Source organism: Pseudomonas sp. XS1P51 (assembly GCF_054897845.1).
The window spans coordinates 3,805,620-3,820,871 of record NZ_CM142707.1 but is presented as its reverse complement, the minus strand read 5'-3'; the positions used below and the strand labels follow the sequence as shown (position 1 = coordinate 3,820,871).

Genomic DNA, 15,252 nt, shown 5'->3' with positions numbered 1-15,252 from the left:
GGATGGTCGGAGTTTTGTCAGGGTTATACCTTCCTTTATAAACCTGTTCGCCGGTCAGGAAGGTGACAGCTAACTGACGGCGCTGTCAGTTTGGTGCGTTGTGAATCATATGGCTTGATAAGTCCCAAAAAGGGACCTATCGTTCCCTTTTTGGGACTTATTGGTTGTCACTGTGAAAAACCTTTCTCTCAGCGAAGCCTTGTTCACGGCCACTCAGCAAAAAGTGCTGGGCCTGTTATTCGGCAAACCTGACCAAAGTTTCTACGCCAACGAGATCGCTCGCTGGGCTCAAGTCGGTAAAGGCAACCTGATGCGTGAGCTGGATCGGTTGCAGCGCGCGGGAATACTGACCATGACCCGGCTGGGCAACCAGACTCACTACCAGGCCAATCCTGCCTGTCCGATTTATGCCGAACTGTTGGGCATCGCCCGCAAAACGTTCGGCATTGCCGAGCCTCTGCGTCAAGCTCTCCAGACATTTTCAGAGCAGATCATCTGGGCATTCGTGTATGGCTCCATCGCCAAGGGTCAGGCAAACGCATCCAGTGACATTGATCTCATGCTGATCGGTGAAGGCCTGCACTACAGTGAGGTAATGGAGCGGCTTATACCTGTGGAAGAACAATTGGGCCGCACCCTCAACCCCACGCTCTACACCCTCGATGACTGGGGGGCGAAACTGGCTGCTGAAAACAGTTTTGTCGTGCGGGTAGCGCAGCAGGACAAGATCAACCTGATGGGAGAAAACCCTTTGGAGTCCAAGGATGGGCAGCAACGAGAATCTGGAGAACCTGTTACGTAGCGGTGGACTCAAAGCCGAGCCGCCGGATCGCAAGGAGTGCGAAGGGTTGATGCGTTCGGCTGTCGATCGTCTGAATGATGCGCAAGCTTCTTCGCTGTCTTTCGCGAGTCGATTCGATCTGGCTTACAACGCTGCCCATGCCATGGCGCTCACGGCCCTGCGTTTGTGTGGCTACCGTTCCGATAAACGATATCTGGTGTTCCAGTGCCTGGTTCATACAGCTGATGTGAGCAAAGTGCAGGTTCGGCTATTCGCCTTGTGCCATGAGCGGCGCAACCTGGCGGAGTACGAAGGTTATATGGATGAGGATGAAGCGTTGTTGGCGCAATTGGTGGAGAGCACATCGCAATTGTTGAGCTGCGTGAAATAACGGCTGACCGGACTCTGATAGCGAGTCTGCCCCAAATAGCTGCTGCCTGCATTGGTCCCATCGCGAGCAGGCTCGCTCCCACACTGGATCGGTTGTGATCGACGCCGAACCCCTGTGGGAGCGAGCCTGCTCGCGATGGCAGTCGCTACAAAACCCGACGGACTCGCTCGGGGCTTGAAGCTTGCAGCTCCCGAGACAGGTATACTGCCGCCTTTCGCGGCTCGCTGACCGGGCCCGACTCTATTGCATCACCCGGAGCTTTCATGACTTCCCCGACACAACCGCCGGTTGCCGACGCCTTGAGCGACGACCAGGCAGACCTGCCAGACAGCGTCGACTCCAGCGCAGACAGCGAAACCAAAGCCGCGATCCCGGCGTTCAAGTTCCCGTTCAAACCGGGTGAACTGGCCGCTGCGAAAACCGCCAGCCAGCCCTGGTACAAGAACGGCGCCAAGAACGGCCACACCAAGACCCCCGGTGCAGCGCCTCCCGGCACTCGTCGCTCGATGGGCAAACGCTGACCGTCCGGCGCTTTTTACCCGGTAAAAGTTCTTTCTGAGACTGAGACGGTTCTCACAAGGATGAGCGATTCGTCCTCTGGAAACGTCGGTGGCCACTCGTGAAGTATTCATGTCCCTGAATGCTTGATGAAGGTCACCGAAATGTCGCTGGTAAAAATCCTCTCTGCTTTGTCGCTGGTGGTTCTGACCACCGGGTGTGTCTCGACTGCGGTCGATCCACAGATCCGTTTCGGAGTCGAAGCGCTGGTTCCACCCTTCGAGAGTCGAAACGACAAAGGTGAGCTGGTCGGTTTGAACATCGAGCTGGGCAATGCGCTGTGTGCCGAACTCAAGGCGCGCTGTGTCTGGGTCGATCAGGACTACGCCACCAACATCCATGCGCTGGAAGCCGGGAAATTTGATGTCATCATGCCGATGACCGCTACACCCGCGCGTCGCGAGCGGATCGATTTCACCAACGATCTGTATCCCTTGAGTAGTCACCTGGTGGCTCGCGGGGGCTCGAAGCTGCAACCGGACGCGCAATCACTCAAGGGCAAACGGATCGGTGTCCTGGCGGGCACCAGTCGCGAAGCTTTCGCAAAAGCACGCTGGGCCCCGGCAGGAGTAACGGTGCGCAGTTTCAATTTCAACAATCATTTGATCGACAGCCTGTTAGCGGGTGAAATCGATGCCACGTTGCAAGACTCGATTGAAATCAACCTGGCCTTGTTGAGTCAGCCTCAAGGGCAAGCGTTTGCCTTTGTCGGCTCCGCTCTCATGGATCCGATGCTCGGCAGTGGCGTGGCCATGGCCGTGCGCAAAACCGACACCGCATTGCGCGATGACCTGAATGCGGCCCTTGAGCGAATCATGCAAAATGGCCCGTACCAGGCGATCATCGAGCGCTACTTCCCGGACGCAGCGCCAGATTCGCCACGCTACTTCCCCGCTGAAGAAAACCTCCCATTCTCCGAAGCGGTGCAAATCGGCCAGACCCTCTATCTGTCTGGCGTGCTCGGGTCGGGTGCCGATGGCAAGCTGGTCGAGGGCGGCATTGTCCCGCAGATGACCCAGACCATGGAGAACCTGCGTGGCGCACTACAACGTAACGGTTCGTCCTTGGCGCATGTGGCCAAATGCACGATCATTCTTGCCGATATCAACGACTTCGCAGATATGAACAGGGTGTACCGCAACTATTTCCCGCAGAACCGAATGCCTGCACGCACCACCTTCGCCGCCAGTAAACTGGTTTTGGACGCTCGGGTGGAAGTCGAATGCCTGGCGGTCGCCACCGTCTGATCCTTCCCTGTAGGGCCATCACCCTCCTTGATCAACCGTTGGGTGATGGCTAAGTGCTCATTGCCTGAGCCAGATCAACGTTTGTGGAGTCAGTGCGCTTAGAGTCAGCAACCCTGCCGACTCTTTCCATAAAACGAGCGCGCTTTCCATGAAGATCAACCTCCCGGTGACCGGTCGTAACGTTGACGTTGCGGCAGAAGCGAACATTCTCTCGACCACCGATCTGACCAGCGCGATCACCTACGCCAACCACGACTTCATCAAGATCAGCGGCTACAGCCGCGAGGAATTGCTGGGCTCCACGCATAACCTGCTGCGCCATCCGGACATGCCGGCGGCGGCCTTCGCCCATATGTGGCAGACCCTTAAAAGTGGCCGTTCGTGGATGGGGCTGGTGAAGAATCGTTGCAAGAATGGCGATCACTATTGGGTGAGCGCCTACGCCACGCCAGTGACACAGGATGGTCAGGCTGTGGAGTATCAGTCGGTTCGAACCAGGCCCTCGGTTCGGCAGATCGAAGCCGCGGAAAAAGCCTACACACAACTTCGCAGTGGTCGGGTGCCGCTGTTGCAGCGACTGCCTGTGCTCGGTCTGAACCTCAAGGTGTCGGCGTTGTTCAGTGTGGTGTTGGCCTGTGTGGTGGGCGTCGAGACGTGGCTGAGCCCCACCTCACAGGTTTTCGGGGTGCTGGCGTTTGTCGTGGGCAGTGCTTTGACGGCCATCGGTGTCGGGATGTTGTTGCGCCCGCTGACGGCATTGACCGAGCGCGCCCGGCAGATTGCCGATAACCCGTTGAGCCAGGGCATTTACACCGGTCGCCGGGATCAGTTCGGTCAGGTCGAGTTTGCCTTGCAGATGCTTGAAGCCCAGATCGGCGCGGTGGTGGGGCGCATCGGTGATGCGTCGCAGCGCTTGGCCGGGCATGCGGCGGAACTGGTCGAGCACCTGCAAAGCAGTCACAGCAGCACGCTGGCCCAGCAGGCCGAAACCGATCAGGTGGCCGCGGCCATCCACCAGATGACCACCAGCGTGGCGCAGGTTTCCAGCCATGCCCAGCAGGCATCCCAGGCCGCCGATCTGGCCGGCAGCGAAACCCGTGAAGGCCTTCAACTGGTAAGTGAGAGCCGCCGAGCGGTCCTGCGACTGGCTGAGGAACTGACGCGTGCCACCGAGGTGATTCATCAGCTGGAAGGCCATAGCAGCGAGATTTCCGGGGTGCTGGAAGTGATTCGCAGCATTGCCGAGCAAACCAATCTGCTGGCCCTTAACGCGGCCATCGAGGCGGCTCGCGCCGGGGATGCCGGACGTGGTTTTGCGGTGGTGGCCGACGAAGTGCGCGGCCTGGCCCAGCGCACCCAGCAATCGACCAACGAGATTCAGCGCATGATCAGCACCTTGCAAACCGGTGCACGGGACGCGGTGGTGGTGATGCAGCAAAGCAGTGAACAGGTGGAAAACAGCGTCGATCAGGCTCAGCGCGCCGCCGATGCGCTGGAGGGCATCAGTCAGCGGGTCAGTCAGATCACCGAAATGAGCGTGCAAATCGCCGCCGCGGTGGAAGAGCAGAGCACGGTCAGCGAAGACATCAACCGCAACATCATCAGTATCCGCTCAGCCTGCGAGGTCACGGTGAATGAAGGGCGGCAAAGCCAGGCCAACTCCGAAGATGTGGCGGGGCTGGCGGGGGACTTGCGGTTGTTGGCGCAGGAGTTTTGGCGCGAGCACCGTTAAGCTGCCCGCAATGAAATAAACGCATAGTTCAGCGGTGTCTCGGTGGCCACTTGCGCACCGGCCGCCAGCACTTGTCCGGCGATATCGTCACCCGATACATGGAACTGCCAGTCACTGCCCGACCCCGTCAGCGTTTGCTGCGTAACCTGATCGATGACCGTGGCAAACGCGATCATGTCCGGCAGGTACGCGGTGAATCCATCGCCCTTCAGGGCTGTCGTCCGAATCCCCAGCAACGCACAAATCGCATCCTTGGCCTGGATATCATCGCGATCCGCCTGACGGGAGCGCTGGATGAGTTCTGCCAGTTCCTGATCCACCAGTTCACCGCCAATGATCAGATCCGGTCCTTTTTCCCACGACTCGGGCGGGCATTCCTTCACGGCAGTGTTCAGGGGGATGTGCGGATTGATTTCCATCGGGTAGATGCGGCATACCAGCGGCCGGCGTTCGTAGATGCGGCAGAGGTTGTCTTCGTCAAGATTCCGGCAGGAACCCACGTTGTAAGCCGCAAAAGTGATTGCAACGTACGCCTCGCAGGCGCCGCTTTGCACCACCACCGAACGACGTTCGGCATGTTCACGTTGCAGCACGGGCAGGCCCAGGCCATTGCCGAGGAAAGCTTCCACCAGCACGATCACCTGACCGCCATCGGCCGCCCACATACGGGCTTCGGCCAGGGTCAGGGGTACGTGATGATCATTGCAGCATTTGCCACAACCTACGCAGGAAAACGTCGTATTCATTGAACGGTCAGTCGCATGTGAGGGCCCGAAACGGCGACAGAATGCCGTCGCAATGCCTGGCGTCAAAGCAAGTTATGCGCCATTCACCGGGATTTGGCGGGCGTGCGGATGGAGTCCCATTCGGTCACGTAGGCGGTTTTGCTTTTTTTGTTGTAGAGGCACAGTTCGGTGTCTTGCTGGCCTTTCATGTGTTTTTGCGGGTACTGGCCTTGCAACAGAAGGGCGGTGTAGCCGACCCGGTCATCGAACTGCGCGGCGTTGCCGACGGGTTTGGCGTCCTTCAGGCCGCTGGCTTTGGTGCAACTGGCGAGCACGGCTTTGTCGAAGGCGGCCCAGGCGTCGGGACTGGAGGCGTGGGCCTGGGTGGCGAGGGCGGTGAGGCAGAGGAAGGTCAGGGTGACAGCTTTCATGGTTCAGGGATCCTTGGGCGGGTGTTGGCCGAACCCGGAGTATGCCTGATGGTTTGATGTGGGTAGTGGGGCCTTATCGCGAGCAGGCTCGCTCCCACAGTGGATTTTTGTCGTACACAAAATTTGTGTCGCACGAAGATCAAATGTGGGAGCGAGCCTGCTCGCGATGGCGATGTGTCAGGCCGGAACCGGTTCCCGGCGGACCACATACATCCCGGCGCTTTCATACAACCGCTGCGCCCGAAGGTTGTCTTCCAGCACCTTCAGATCCACACAACCTTCGCGCTGCTGCTGAAACACTTTGAAAGCATTCAGCAGCAATGCACGACCCAAACCCCGGCCCTGAACCCGCGGATGCACCACCAGATTCTTGATGTAGGCACTGGTCCAGCACTGGCATACGCCAACGATGCCTTCGGCATCCTGGGCAACGAAGCACAGGCTCGGATCATATTCGGGGTCGGTTTCAAACCGCTGTTGCCACACATCCAGTGCTGGCACGCGCCCGCCACCTTCCTGATAACCCAGTTCCATCAAACGATGAACGTCTACTGCCCGTTCGGGGCGGCATTCGCTGAGGACGATCCCCTGAGGCCATGTGATCGCGGGCACCGCCTCAGCGAGGTTGCGCCGCATCAAAAAGCAAAAATCCTCGGCCAAGACTCAATGACCTTGTTCGGCGACCGCCTTGGCCGCTTCAATCAGGCACTTGGTCAGTTCCGGCGAGGAGAACTTGGTCAGCACCGCGTTGGCGCCGGCCAGTCGCGCCTTTTCGCTGTTCATCGCGCTGTCCAGCGAGGTGTGCAGCAGCACGTAAAGGTGCGAGAAGTCCGGGGTTTCGCGCAGGGTTCGGGTAAAGGCGTAGCCGTCCATTTCCGACATTTCGATGTCCGAGACGATCAGGTTGATCTGCTGGGCGGTGCCTTGCAGGTCCAGCAGGCAGTCGATGGCTTCCTTGGCGCTGCGGGCGGTGTGGCATTGCAGGCCGAGGTTGCGCAGGGTGTGCACCGACTGCTGCAAGGCGACCTGGCTGTCATCGACCACCAGAATTCGCGCGTTGCCCAGCACCTCGGCGTCTTCCATGCTCAGCTCGGTTGGCGCCGTCTCGATCTGCGCCGGGGCGATACCGTGGATGACTTTTTCAATGTCCAGCACCTGCACCAGCGTGCCGTCGACCGAGGTTACGCCGGTGATGTACGAGCGCACGCCGCCAGAACCAAAGGGTGGCGGACGGATGTCGGTGGTCAGGCAGTGGACGATCTTGCTCACCGCCTGAACATGCAGACCCTGCTTGGAGCGGCTGACGTCGGTGACGATCAGGCAGCCACCGTTCGGGTCTTCCAGCGGCCGCTCGCCGATGGCGCGGCTGAGATCGATCACCGACAACGACGCGCCGCGCAGGGTGGCAATGCCTTTGACGTGGGGGTGCGACTCCGGCAGCTTGGTCAGCGGCGGGCAGGGGATGATTTCACTGACTTTGAGCAGGTTGATCGCCATCAGCTTGCCGCTGCGCAAGGTAAACAGCAGAAGCGAGAGTGAGTCTGCGCGGGCTTTGTTGGAGGACATAAGAACCTTCTCTGGAAAAGGTGATGTGGGCGATCTCAGGATCGCCAACAGCTATCGATGCCGGGTTATCGACTTGTTGGGGGCAGGCTTTAGCTTCAATCAATGCTGGGCAGATCAAAAGATCGTCCGAACGCGGCCCGAACCTTCGGCAGCTCCTACAGGGAAACGCGATCGGCGTAGGAGCTGCCGAAGGCTGCGATCTTGGCATAGGCCGGACTACTTCATGCCCAACCGCTTGGCCATCCGTCCGAGATTCGCCCGGTCCAGGCCCAGCTCTCGTGCAGCGCTCGCCCAGTTGTTGTGGTGCCGTTCCAGGCAGGCGCTGATCAATTGACGCTGATAACTTTCGGTGGCCTCACGTAAATCCCCTGACACCAGCGCCAGCGGAGCGGCGGCCGGTTGCTGCGCTGCAATCTCAACGCTGCCGTTGGGTAAATCCAGATCCGCCGCACTCAAGCTGAGAATCTTCGGTCGTTCTTTGCAGTTACCCAAGGCTTTCAGCGCGCTGCGGCCAATCAAGTGTTCCAGTTCCCGTACGTTCCCCGGCCAGGGATATGTCAGCAATGCAGCCTGCGCGTCGCTGTTCAGGCGCAGGCTGTTGAGGCCCATGCGGGAGCGGTTCTGTTCCAGGAAAAAACCGCTGAGCAGCAGCACATCCCGCCCGCGATCCCGCAATGCCGGCACCAGCAGCGGGTAAACACTCAGCCGGTGATAGAAGTCGGCGCGGTAGCGACCGCTGCGCACTTCCTCGGCCAGATCGCGGTTGGTCGCGGCGATCAGCCGTACGTCGACCTGATGCTCTTTATCCGAACCCAGGCGCTGCAGCTGACCGCTTTGCAGGACTCGCAACAATTTGGCCTGCACCGTCAGCGACAGCTCGCCGACTTCATCGAGAAACAGCGTGCCGCCATTGGCCAGTTCGAACTTGCCGCGCCGATCGTTCATCGCGCCGGTGAAGGCGCCGCGGACGTGGCCGAACAACTCGCTCTCCACCAGCGTGTCCGGCAATGCGGCGCAGTTGAGGCTGATGATCGGCTTGTCGGCCCGAGAGGAGGCGGCGTGAATGGCCTGGGCCACCAGCTCCTTGCCGACCCCGGTTTCCCCGGTGATCAGCACGGTCAGGTCGCTGCCGCCCACCAGTTTGATTTCTTCCACCAGCCGCTTGTGAGCCTTGCTCTGGCCGATCATCTCGCGGTTCTGCTGGCCGCTGGCCTGACGGTAAACCTCGGCACGCTGGTGTTCGTCTTCAGCGCGATTGGCCAGGCGTTCGATGCGTTCGGCGGCGTTGACCGTGGCGGCCGCCAGGCTGGCGAAGGCTTGCAGGGCGTCCAGTTCGACCGGTTCCAGGCGCTCCGGATCAAGGGCATCGAGTGTCAGCAGGCCCCACGGGCGCTCGTCGATAAACAACGGGCAGCCCATGCAATCATGAACTTCCAGGTGATCGTCGAGGCCATCGACCAGACCGTCGTAAGGGTCGGGCATGTCGCTGTCGGCGGCAAATCGGGTCGGGCCCGGATTGCTGAGCAGTGCTTCGAAACGCGGGTGTTCGCTGATTTTGAAGCGCCGGCCAAGGGTGTCAGTACTCAACCCATCGACGGCCAGCGGCACCAGCCAATCGCCGTCGATACGCAGCAGGGCGGCGGCATCGCAGGGGAGCAGGGCGCGCATGGCTTCGAGCAGGCGTCGATAGCGCTCGCCTTCGGGAAGTTCGCGGGACAGGTCGGAGACCAGGGGCAGCAGGGTGGTAAGCAGGGATTTTGCAGTCATAGTGACTCCGTGTAGTCGGTATGACTATAAGGTAGCCTGTGTCGATGTGACTACATTGTTTTTAATTTATTGATTTATAACGATTTAATACTTGGCATGGAAACTGATAAGTAAGGCGTATTCCATATAAAAGCTCAGGAGTCGCCCTTATGCTTAGCGTTCAAGACCGTGCCATCGTCAAATCCACCGTGCCGCTGCTGGAAAGCGGTGGTGAAGCGCTGATTACACACTTCTACCGCATGATGCTCTCCGAGTATCCGGAGGTCCGTCCGCTGTTCAACCAGGCCCACCAGGCCAGCGGTGATCAACCCCGCGCCCTGGCGAACGGTGTCTTGATGTATGCGCGCCACATCGATCAGCTCGACCAGTTGGGCGATCTGGTGGCCAAGATCATCAACAAGCACGTGGCCCTGCAAATTCTGCCGGAACACTACCCGATTGTCGGCACCTGCCTGTTGCGAGCCATTTCCGAAGTGCTGGGCGAAGAGATTGCCACGCCCGAAGTGATGAGCGCCTGGGGCGCTGCCTACGGCCAATTGGCCGAGATCCTGATCGGTGCCGAAACCAGCATCTACGACCAGAAAGAACAGGCACCGGGCGGCTGGCGCGGGGCGCGGGAATTCATCGTGGCGGCCAAGGTTGAAGAGAGCGCGGAAATCACCTCCTTCTACTTCGAACCAGCCGACAAAGGCCCGATCCTCGCGGCAGAGCCAGGCCAGTACATCGGCATGAAACTGATCCTCGATGGTGAAGAAATTCGTCGTAACTATTCGCTGTCGGCCTTGGCAAACAAAGGCCAGTACCGCATCAGCGTCAAGCGTGAGATTGGCGGGCGTGCCTCCAATCACCTGCACGACCAATTGCACGTGGGTTCCAGCATCCAGCTGTTCCCGCCATCGGGCGAGTTCACCCTTGTCGCCAGCGACAAACCGTTGGTGCTGATCAGCGGCGGCGTCGGCATCACCCCGACCCTGGCCATGCTCGAAGCAGCGTTGGCGACCGAGCGGCCGGTGCACTTTATCCACTGCGCACGCAACGGCAGCGTTCACGCCTTCCGCGACTGGATCGATGGATTGGCCGAGCGCCACCCGCAACTCAAGCGCTTCTATTGCTACGCCGAAGATGATGGCGTCAGCCCGGCAGCGGACAAGGTCGGGTTGTTGAGTCAGGAACAATTGGGTGAGTGGTTGCCGCAGCAGCGCGATCTGGATGCGTACTTCCTGGGGCCTAAAGGTTTTATGGCAGCGGTGAAGCGCCACCTAAAAGCCTTGGGTGTGCCGGAGAAGCAAAGCCGCTACGAGTTCTTCGGCCCGGCTTCGGCGTTGGAATAAGCCCGCAAATCAATTGTAGGAGCGAGCTCGCTCGCGATAAACCTGAGAGCACCTCGGGGTGTCAGGATTGCAGCGTTATCGTTGACGATCATCGCGAGCAAGCTCGCTCCTACAATAACTGCGTGTCATCCCTTCAATTCCTTCAAATGCTTGTACACCGTCGCCCGTCCCATGTTCAGCACGTTCGCCACGTAGTTGGAGGCGCTTTTGCCCTTGAAGGCGCCCTCGGCGTGCAGGGCCAGCACCAGTTCGCGTTTGTGGTCACGGGTCAGCAGGTTCAGGCTCAGCTGACGCTCGCGCAGCCAGGCGTGGAGGAAGGTGTTGATCCGCTCCTGCCAGTCGTCGCGAAACAGTGAGTCGGGTTGCGGAATCAACTTGCTCGGCGACAGGAACAGGTCCAGAGCGGCTTTGGCATTTTCGAACAGTGAAATATTCAGATTGATGCACAGCACCGCCAGCGGGTAGCCGTCGCTGTCGCGCAAAACGCTGCTCAGGCTGCGAATCTTCTGACCATCCCAATTGAGCTTTTCGTACGGCCCGATGTTTCGTTCGCTGACATCGTCGCTGAGCATGTCCTCTAACGCCGAATCGTCACCCACTTCCCGTTTCGACAGGTTGTTGGCGATGTAGTCGACCTTCTGTGTGCGCAGATCGTGCAGCACCACCTCGGCATGGGGGAAGAACAGCGTGGCGACGGCATCGGCGATCGCTCGGAAGTTATCCAGGGCCGGGTCTTTTTCAGGTGCGTTCATAAGGGGAACTCCAGGCAACGTCAGCGCCCTGTTAAAAAGGGCGTTGCGAGTTTGCCGCAATCGTATCGACACGTCACCTGAGGGCGAAGGTCAGGCCAGGCGAGCGGGGGAAAGCATCCCGGCGTCCAGACCGAAACGCGTGAGTTGCTCGGGCAAGGCTTCGCCGCATACCAGTGCGGCGCTGGCCTGACCCATGGCCGGCGACGTCTGGATGCCGTAACCGCCTTGTGCCGCGACCCAGAACAGACCCGGCACTTGCGGATCGAAACCGGACAGCAAATCACCGTCGCTCACGAAACTGCGCAGACCGGCCCAGGTTCGGGTCGGACGGCGGATGGTCAGGGTGGTCGCTTCTTCGATCTGGTAGATGCCCATCGCGATGTCCAGCTCTTCGGGCTGCACGTCGTGCGGTTCCACCGGGTCGGCATTGGCCGGTGAGCCGAGGAACATGCCGGCGTCGGGTTTCATGTAGAAGGATTCGTCGAGGCTGACCAGCATCGGCCAATGGTGGATGTCCACGCCCTCGGGGCCGGCGAAGATGAATGCCGCGCGGCGCTTGGGTTGCAGGCCCAGCGGCGTGGCGCCGGCGAGCTCGCCGATCTTGTCGGCCCAGGCGCCTGCCGCGTTGATGATGATCGGGGCGCTGAACGTCTGGCCGCTGGTTTGCACCTGCCACACACCCTCGGCATCACGGGTCAGGCTCAGCACTTCGCTGTCGGTGTGCACTTCACCTTTATTGCGTCGGATACCACGCAAGTAACCCTGGTGCAGGGCATCGGTATCGATATCGCTGGCCGTCGGGTCGTAGATCGCGCCATGGACTTTTTCCCGGCGCAGGATCGGCAGGCGTGCACAGGCTTCGTCGGCGCTGAGCAGTTGCATCTCCGGCACGGTGGCCTTGGCGCTCAGGTATTGATTGTTCAGCTCGGCGGGATCGCCCGTGAAGTCCACGGTCATCTCACCGCGCGGGGTCAGCAGCGGGTGTTCGCAGAAGCCGGCTGGCGGGGCGTCGAAGAAATCCCGGCTGGCCTGGGTCAGCGCCCGGACCTGCGGTGTGCCATAGGCTGCGGTGAACAGCGCGGCCGAACGCCCGGTGGAGTGGTAGGCCGGGTGGGATTCGCGTTCGAGCACAATCACTCGGGCGTGCTGCGACAGCCAGAAGCCGGTGGAAGCGCCGGCAATCCCGCCGCCGATGATGATGAAATCTGCCTGGCTCATGAACGTCTCCTGTGGGGCGTAAATGCCGAATTTTGTGGTGATCCCTTGTAGGAGCTGACGAGTGAAACGAGGCTGCGATCTTTTGACTTTGCTTTAAAGGCAAGATCAAAAGATCGCAGCCTCGTTTCACTCGTCAGCTCCTACAGGGTTTGGTGGGGTTAGTGCTGCAGGCGGTAGATGGCATTGGCCAGCGCGATGTCTTCCAGGCCCAGGCCGATGGAGCGGAAGAACACATGACGGTCGTAGCCGGGGCGCTGCACTTTTTCGCTGAGCAGATCGGGCAGGTCGCCGACAATCGCGTTCTTGTCCCAGCCATGTTGCTCACCGGCAATCAGCATCTCGCCTGCGGAGCCCGGGGTGGTCAGACGATAATCGCAGAACACTTGCATGTCGTTTAGGCTCTGCGGCGGCACTTCATGGGCACGGGGCGCGTTGGTGCTGATGGAGGTGATCAGCGCCGGTTTGCTCAAGCTGGACGGGTCGATTACCGGTCCTGCGGACGAGGTGCAAAGCATGATCACATCGGCGTCTTGAACGGCTGCGTCGCGAGTGTCGACGATGGTCAGGCGTGGATCGAGGCTTTTGAGCAGTGCCAACTCTTCAGAATTCTTGTCGCCCAGGCTCGGCGAGTAGAGGCTGATGCTCTGCCAGTCACGCAGGTTCTTGACGTAGTGCAGGTGCGCCTGGGCCACCTTGCCGCTGCCGATGATCGCCAGGCGTCGGGCGCTTGGCGGGGCGAGGGCGTCGACCGCCACCGCGGTTGTTGCGGCGGTGCGTGCGGTGGTCAGTTCACCGGCGTCGCACAGCAGCAGCGGTTGGCCGGTCTGCATTGACATCAGCAACGTCCAGGCAGTGACCAGCGGGTCTCGTTCGCGCACGATGTACGGCGAAGTCTTGACCCCGTAAACACCGTCTTCGGCCAGCACGCCCAGGTAGTTGATGAAGTCGCCAGCGCCCTGTGGAAACTCCACCAGCTGCTGCGCCGGTTGCACCGCCTGCCCGGCGGCCAGGTCGCGGAACAGCTTGCGCAGGATCTGTGGCACGTCGACCTGCGCCAGCAGCTCACGGGCCTGAGGTTGGGTAATCACGTAGGGCGTACTGGACATGGTCGGCTCCGGGCACTGAAATAAACTAATTTGTCCATTATGGACTTTTAGTTATCTCGAACAATATCCAGGCGAAAAAAAAGCGCAGTCCGTGTCCGGCTGCGCTTCTTTCGGTAAGGCCCGGGTTACGGGCGCTTGCGCTCAACCGCCCGCAGTAGATGCGTCGGTGGTGTTTCGCAGCTGATCTTGCGCCCCAGCAACGCCTCGATGGACGGTAGCTGGTAGGAGTCATCTTCACCGGCAAAACTGATGGACACGCCATCGGCGCCGGCACGGCCAGTACGACCGATACGGTGCACGTAATCGTCCGGGACTTCCGGCAGGGTGAAGTTGATCACGTGGCTGATGCCGTCGATGTGGATGCCGCGACCGGCAACATCGGTGGCGACCAGTACGCGGATCTTGCCTTCGCGGAAACCTTCCAGGGTCTTGATGCGCTTGTGCTGCGGCACATCGCCCGACAGTTGCGCGGCGTTGACGCCATCACGCACCAGGCGCTCTTCGATGCGCCGCACTTCGTCCTTGCGGTTGGCAAACACCATGACCCGCTCCCAACCGTTGTCGTTGACCAGGTTGTAGAGCAGTTTGTATTTGTCGGCGCCGGCCACCGCGTAGATGTGTTGCTCGACGTTTTCGCTGGCCACGTTCTGCGACTCGATCTCGACGATCGACGGGTCGGTGGTCCATTGCTTGGCGAGGTTCATCACGTCTTCGGTGAAGGTCGCGGAGAACAGCAGCGTCTGACGTTCGTTCTTCGGCGGCGTCTGGCGAATGATCTGACGCACTTGTGGGATGAAGCCCATGTCGAGCATCCGGTCGGCTTCGTCCAGGACCATGACTTCGACCATGTCCAGGTGCACGTCGCCGCGCTGGTTGAAGTCCAGCAAGCGGCCCGGCGTGGCCACGAGGATGTCGCAATGACGGGCTTCGAGGTGTTTGAGCTGCTTGTCGAAGTCCATGCCGCCAACGAACGTCATGACGTTGAGGCCGGTGTACTTGGTCAGGTCGGCCGCGTCCTTGGCGATCTGCACCACCAGTTCCCGGGTCGGCGCGATGATCAGCGCCCGCGGCTCACCCATGTAACGCTCTTTCGGCGGCGGGGTTTGCAGCAGTTGGGTGATGATCGAAATCAGGAATGCAGCGGTTTTGCCGGTGCCGGTCTGGGCGCGACCGATGGCGTCTTTGCCCGCGAGGGTGAAGCCCAACACCTGTGCCTGGATCGGCGTGCAATACGGGAAGCCCAGGTCCTGGATGGCATGCATCAGTTCGGGGGCGAGCTTGAAATCGTGGAATCGGGTTTTGCCTTCCTGGGGTTCGACGGCGAAGTCTTCGAGCTTCCAGGGAATGACCGGTGCTTTTGGCTTGGGTTCGCGGCGCGGTTTTGCCGGTTTTGCGGCTTCGCTGCGCGGCTGTTCCGGGGCAATGGCCGGGGCAGATGGGGTGGCCGGTGTGGTCATCGGCTCGTGCTTCGGTGCCGCTACGGTTGCGGTCCGGCCAGACTGATTACCGTCGGTGCGGTGGCTGGGGGTGCGAGACGGAGCGCTGGAGACTGGCGCGAGCTGCTCAGTCTCGCTTTTACCGAACATTTTCTTGAGTGCTTTGAGCACGGTCATCTCATCAATAGGTTAAGTGCCGGCCAGTGTAATG

Annotated in this window: 15 protein-coding genes and 1 pseudogene; 7 read left to right on the top strand and 9 right to left on the bottom strand. The window is 60.3% G+C overall.

All coding sequences use genetic code 11. The features are described from left to right. The first annotated feature begins 172 nt into the window (after window positions 1–172). From ACYZUD_RS17730 to ACYZUD_RS17705, 6 genes and pseudogenes are all read left to right on the top strand, one after another. Window positions 173–802 carry a nucleotidyltransferase domain-containing protein gene (locus ACYZUD_RS17730; protein WP_462019467.1) on the top strand — a complete coding sequence of 210 codons (630 nt, stop codon included), beginning with the start codon at window positions 173–175 and terminating at the stop codon, window positions 800–802. Then, window positions 765–1,172, top strand: a complete 408-nt coding sequence (locus ACYZUD_RS17725; protein ID WP_462019465.1) for a hypothetical protein — start codon at window positions 765–767, stop codon at window positions 1,170–1,172. Before ACYZUD_RS17730 ends, ACYZUD_RS17725 begins: the two co-directional genes overlap by 38 nt. Window positions 1,173–1,435: 263 nt before the next feature. Next, window positions 1,436–1,693 carry a hypothetical protein gene (locus ACYZUD_RS17720; RefSeq protein WP_008026610.1) on the top strand — a complete coding sequence of 86 codons (258 nt, stop codon included), beginning with the start codon at window positions 1,436–1,438 and terminating at the stop codon, window positions 1,691–1,693. Window positions 1,694–1,834: 141 nt separating this feature from the next. Continuing rightward, window positions 1,835–2,977 (top strand): transporter substrate-binding domain-containing protein, encoded by a 1,143-nt coding sequence (locus ACYZUD_RS17715; RefSeq protein WP_462025060.1) that lies wholly within the window; start codon window positions 1,835–1,837, stop codon window positions 2,975–2,977. Window positions 2,978–3,125: 148 nt separating this feature from the next. Next, window positions 3,126–3,407 (top strand): annotated as a pseudogene (locus tag ACYZUD_RS17710) (PAS domain-containing protein); the annotation flags it as partial. Window positions 3,408–3,614: 207 nt separating this feature from the next. After that, the gene (locus tag ACYZUD_RS17705) at window positions 3,615–4,709 is read left to right on the top strand and encodes a methyl-accepting chemotaxis protein (protein WP_462025059.1); all 1,095 of its coding nucleotides are present in this window, start codon (window positions 3,615–3,617) and stop codon (window positions 4,707–4,709) included. Here the strand turns inward: ACYZUD_RS17705 and ACYZUD_RS17700 are convergent. From ACYZUD_RS17700 to norR, 5 genes are all read right to left on the bottom strand, one after another. Further along, window positions 4,706–5,455 (bottom strand): YkgJ family cysteine cluster protein, encoded by a 750-nt coding sequence (locus tag ACYZUD_RS17700; RefSeq protein ID WP_462019464.1) that lies wholly within the window; start codon window positions 5,453–5,455, stop codon window positions 4,706–4,708. The two genes, ACYZUD_RS17705 and ACYZUD_RS17700, sit on opposite strands and share 4 nt — an antisense overlap. A gap of 83 nt (window positions 5,456–5,538) precedes the next feature. Further along, window positions 5,539–5,865: a hypothetical protein gene (locus ACYZUD_RS17695; RefSeq protein WP_462019463.1), complete on the bottom strand. Its 327-nt coding sequence runs from the start codon at window positions 5,863–5,865 to the stop codon at window positions 5,539–5,541. 177 nt (window positions 5,866–6,042) lie between these two features. Further along, the gene (locus ACYZUD_RS17690) at window positions 6,043–6,501 is read right to left on the bottom strand and encodes a GNAT family N-acetyltransferase (RefSeq protein ID WP_462019462.1); all 459 of its coding nucleotides are present in this window, start codon (window positions 6,499–6,501) and stop codon (window positions 6,043–6,045) included. Between the two features lie 27 nt (window positions 6,502–6,528). Further along, on the bottom strand, window positions 6,529–7,431 hold the full coding sequence (locus ACYZUD_RS17685) for a chemotaxis protein CheV (protein WP_008147551.1): 903 nt from the start codon (window positions 7,429–7,431) through the stop codon (window positions 6,529–6,531). A 216-nt stretch (window positions 7,432–7,647) separates the two neighbouring features. Beyond that, entirely contained in the window at window positions 7,648–9,198 is a 1,551-nt protein-coding gene (gene norR, locus ACYZUD_RS17680) for a nitric oxide reductase transcriptional regulator NorR (RefSeq protein ID WP_462019461.1), read from the bottom strand. Between the two features lie 149 nt (window positions 9,199–9,347). Here norR and hmpA point away from each other — a divergent pair, with 149 nt between their 5' ends. Further along, on the top strand, window positions 9,348–10,529 hold the full coding sequence (gene hmpA, locus ACYZUD_RS17675; RefSeq protein WP_462019460.1) for an NO-inducible flavohemoprotein: 1,182 nt from the start codon (window positions 9,348–9,350) through the stop codon (window positions 10,527–10,529). Window positions 10,530–10,654: 125 nt separating this feature from the next. On the opposite strand, the gene ACYZUD_RS17670 is transcribed toward hmpA, so the two are convergent. The 4 genes from ACYZUD_RS17670 to rhlB form a co-directional block, all read right to left on the bottom strand. Then, on the bottom strand, window positions 10,655–11,281 hold the full coding sequence (locus tag ACYZUD_RS17670) for a helix-turn-helix transcriptional regulator (protein ID WP_462019459.1): 627 nt from the start codon (window positions 11,279–11,281) through the stop codon (window positions 10,655–10,657). A 90-nt stretch (window positions 11,282–11,371) separates the two neighbouring features. Further along, complete coding sequence (locus ACYZUD_RS17665) at window positions 11,372–12,499, bottom strand: NAD(P)/FAD-dependent oxidoreductase (protein WP_462019458.1); 1,128 nt, start codon at window positions 12,497–12,499, stop codon at window positions 11,372–11,374. Between the two features lie 158 nt (window positions 12,500–12,657). Continuing rightward, the gene (locus tag ACYZUD_RS17660) at window positions 12,658–13,605 is read right to left on the bottom strand and encodes an ornithine cyclodeaminase family protein (protein WP_462019457.1); all 948 of its coding nucleotides are present in this window, start codon (window positions 13,603–13,605) and stop codon (window positions 12,658–12,660) included. A gap of 125 nt (window positions 13,606–13,730) precedes the next feature. Then, window positions 13,731–15,218 carry an ATP-dependent RNA helicase RhlB gene (gene rhlB / locus ACYZUD_RS17655; protein WP_462019456.1) on the bottom strand — a complete coding sequence of 496 codons (1,488 nt, stop codon included), beginning with the start codon at window positions 15,216–15,218 and terminating at the stop codon, window positions 13,731–13,733. Window positions 15,219–15,252 lie beyond the last annotated feature (34 nt).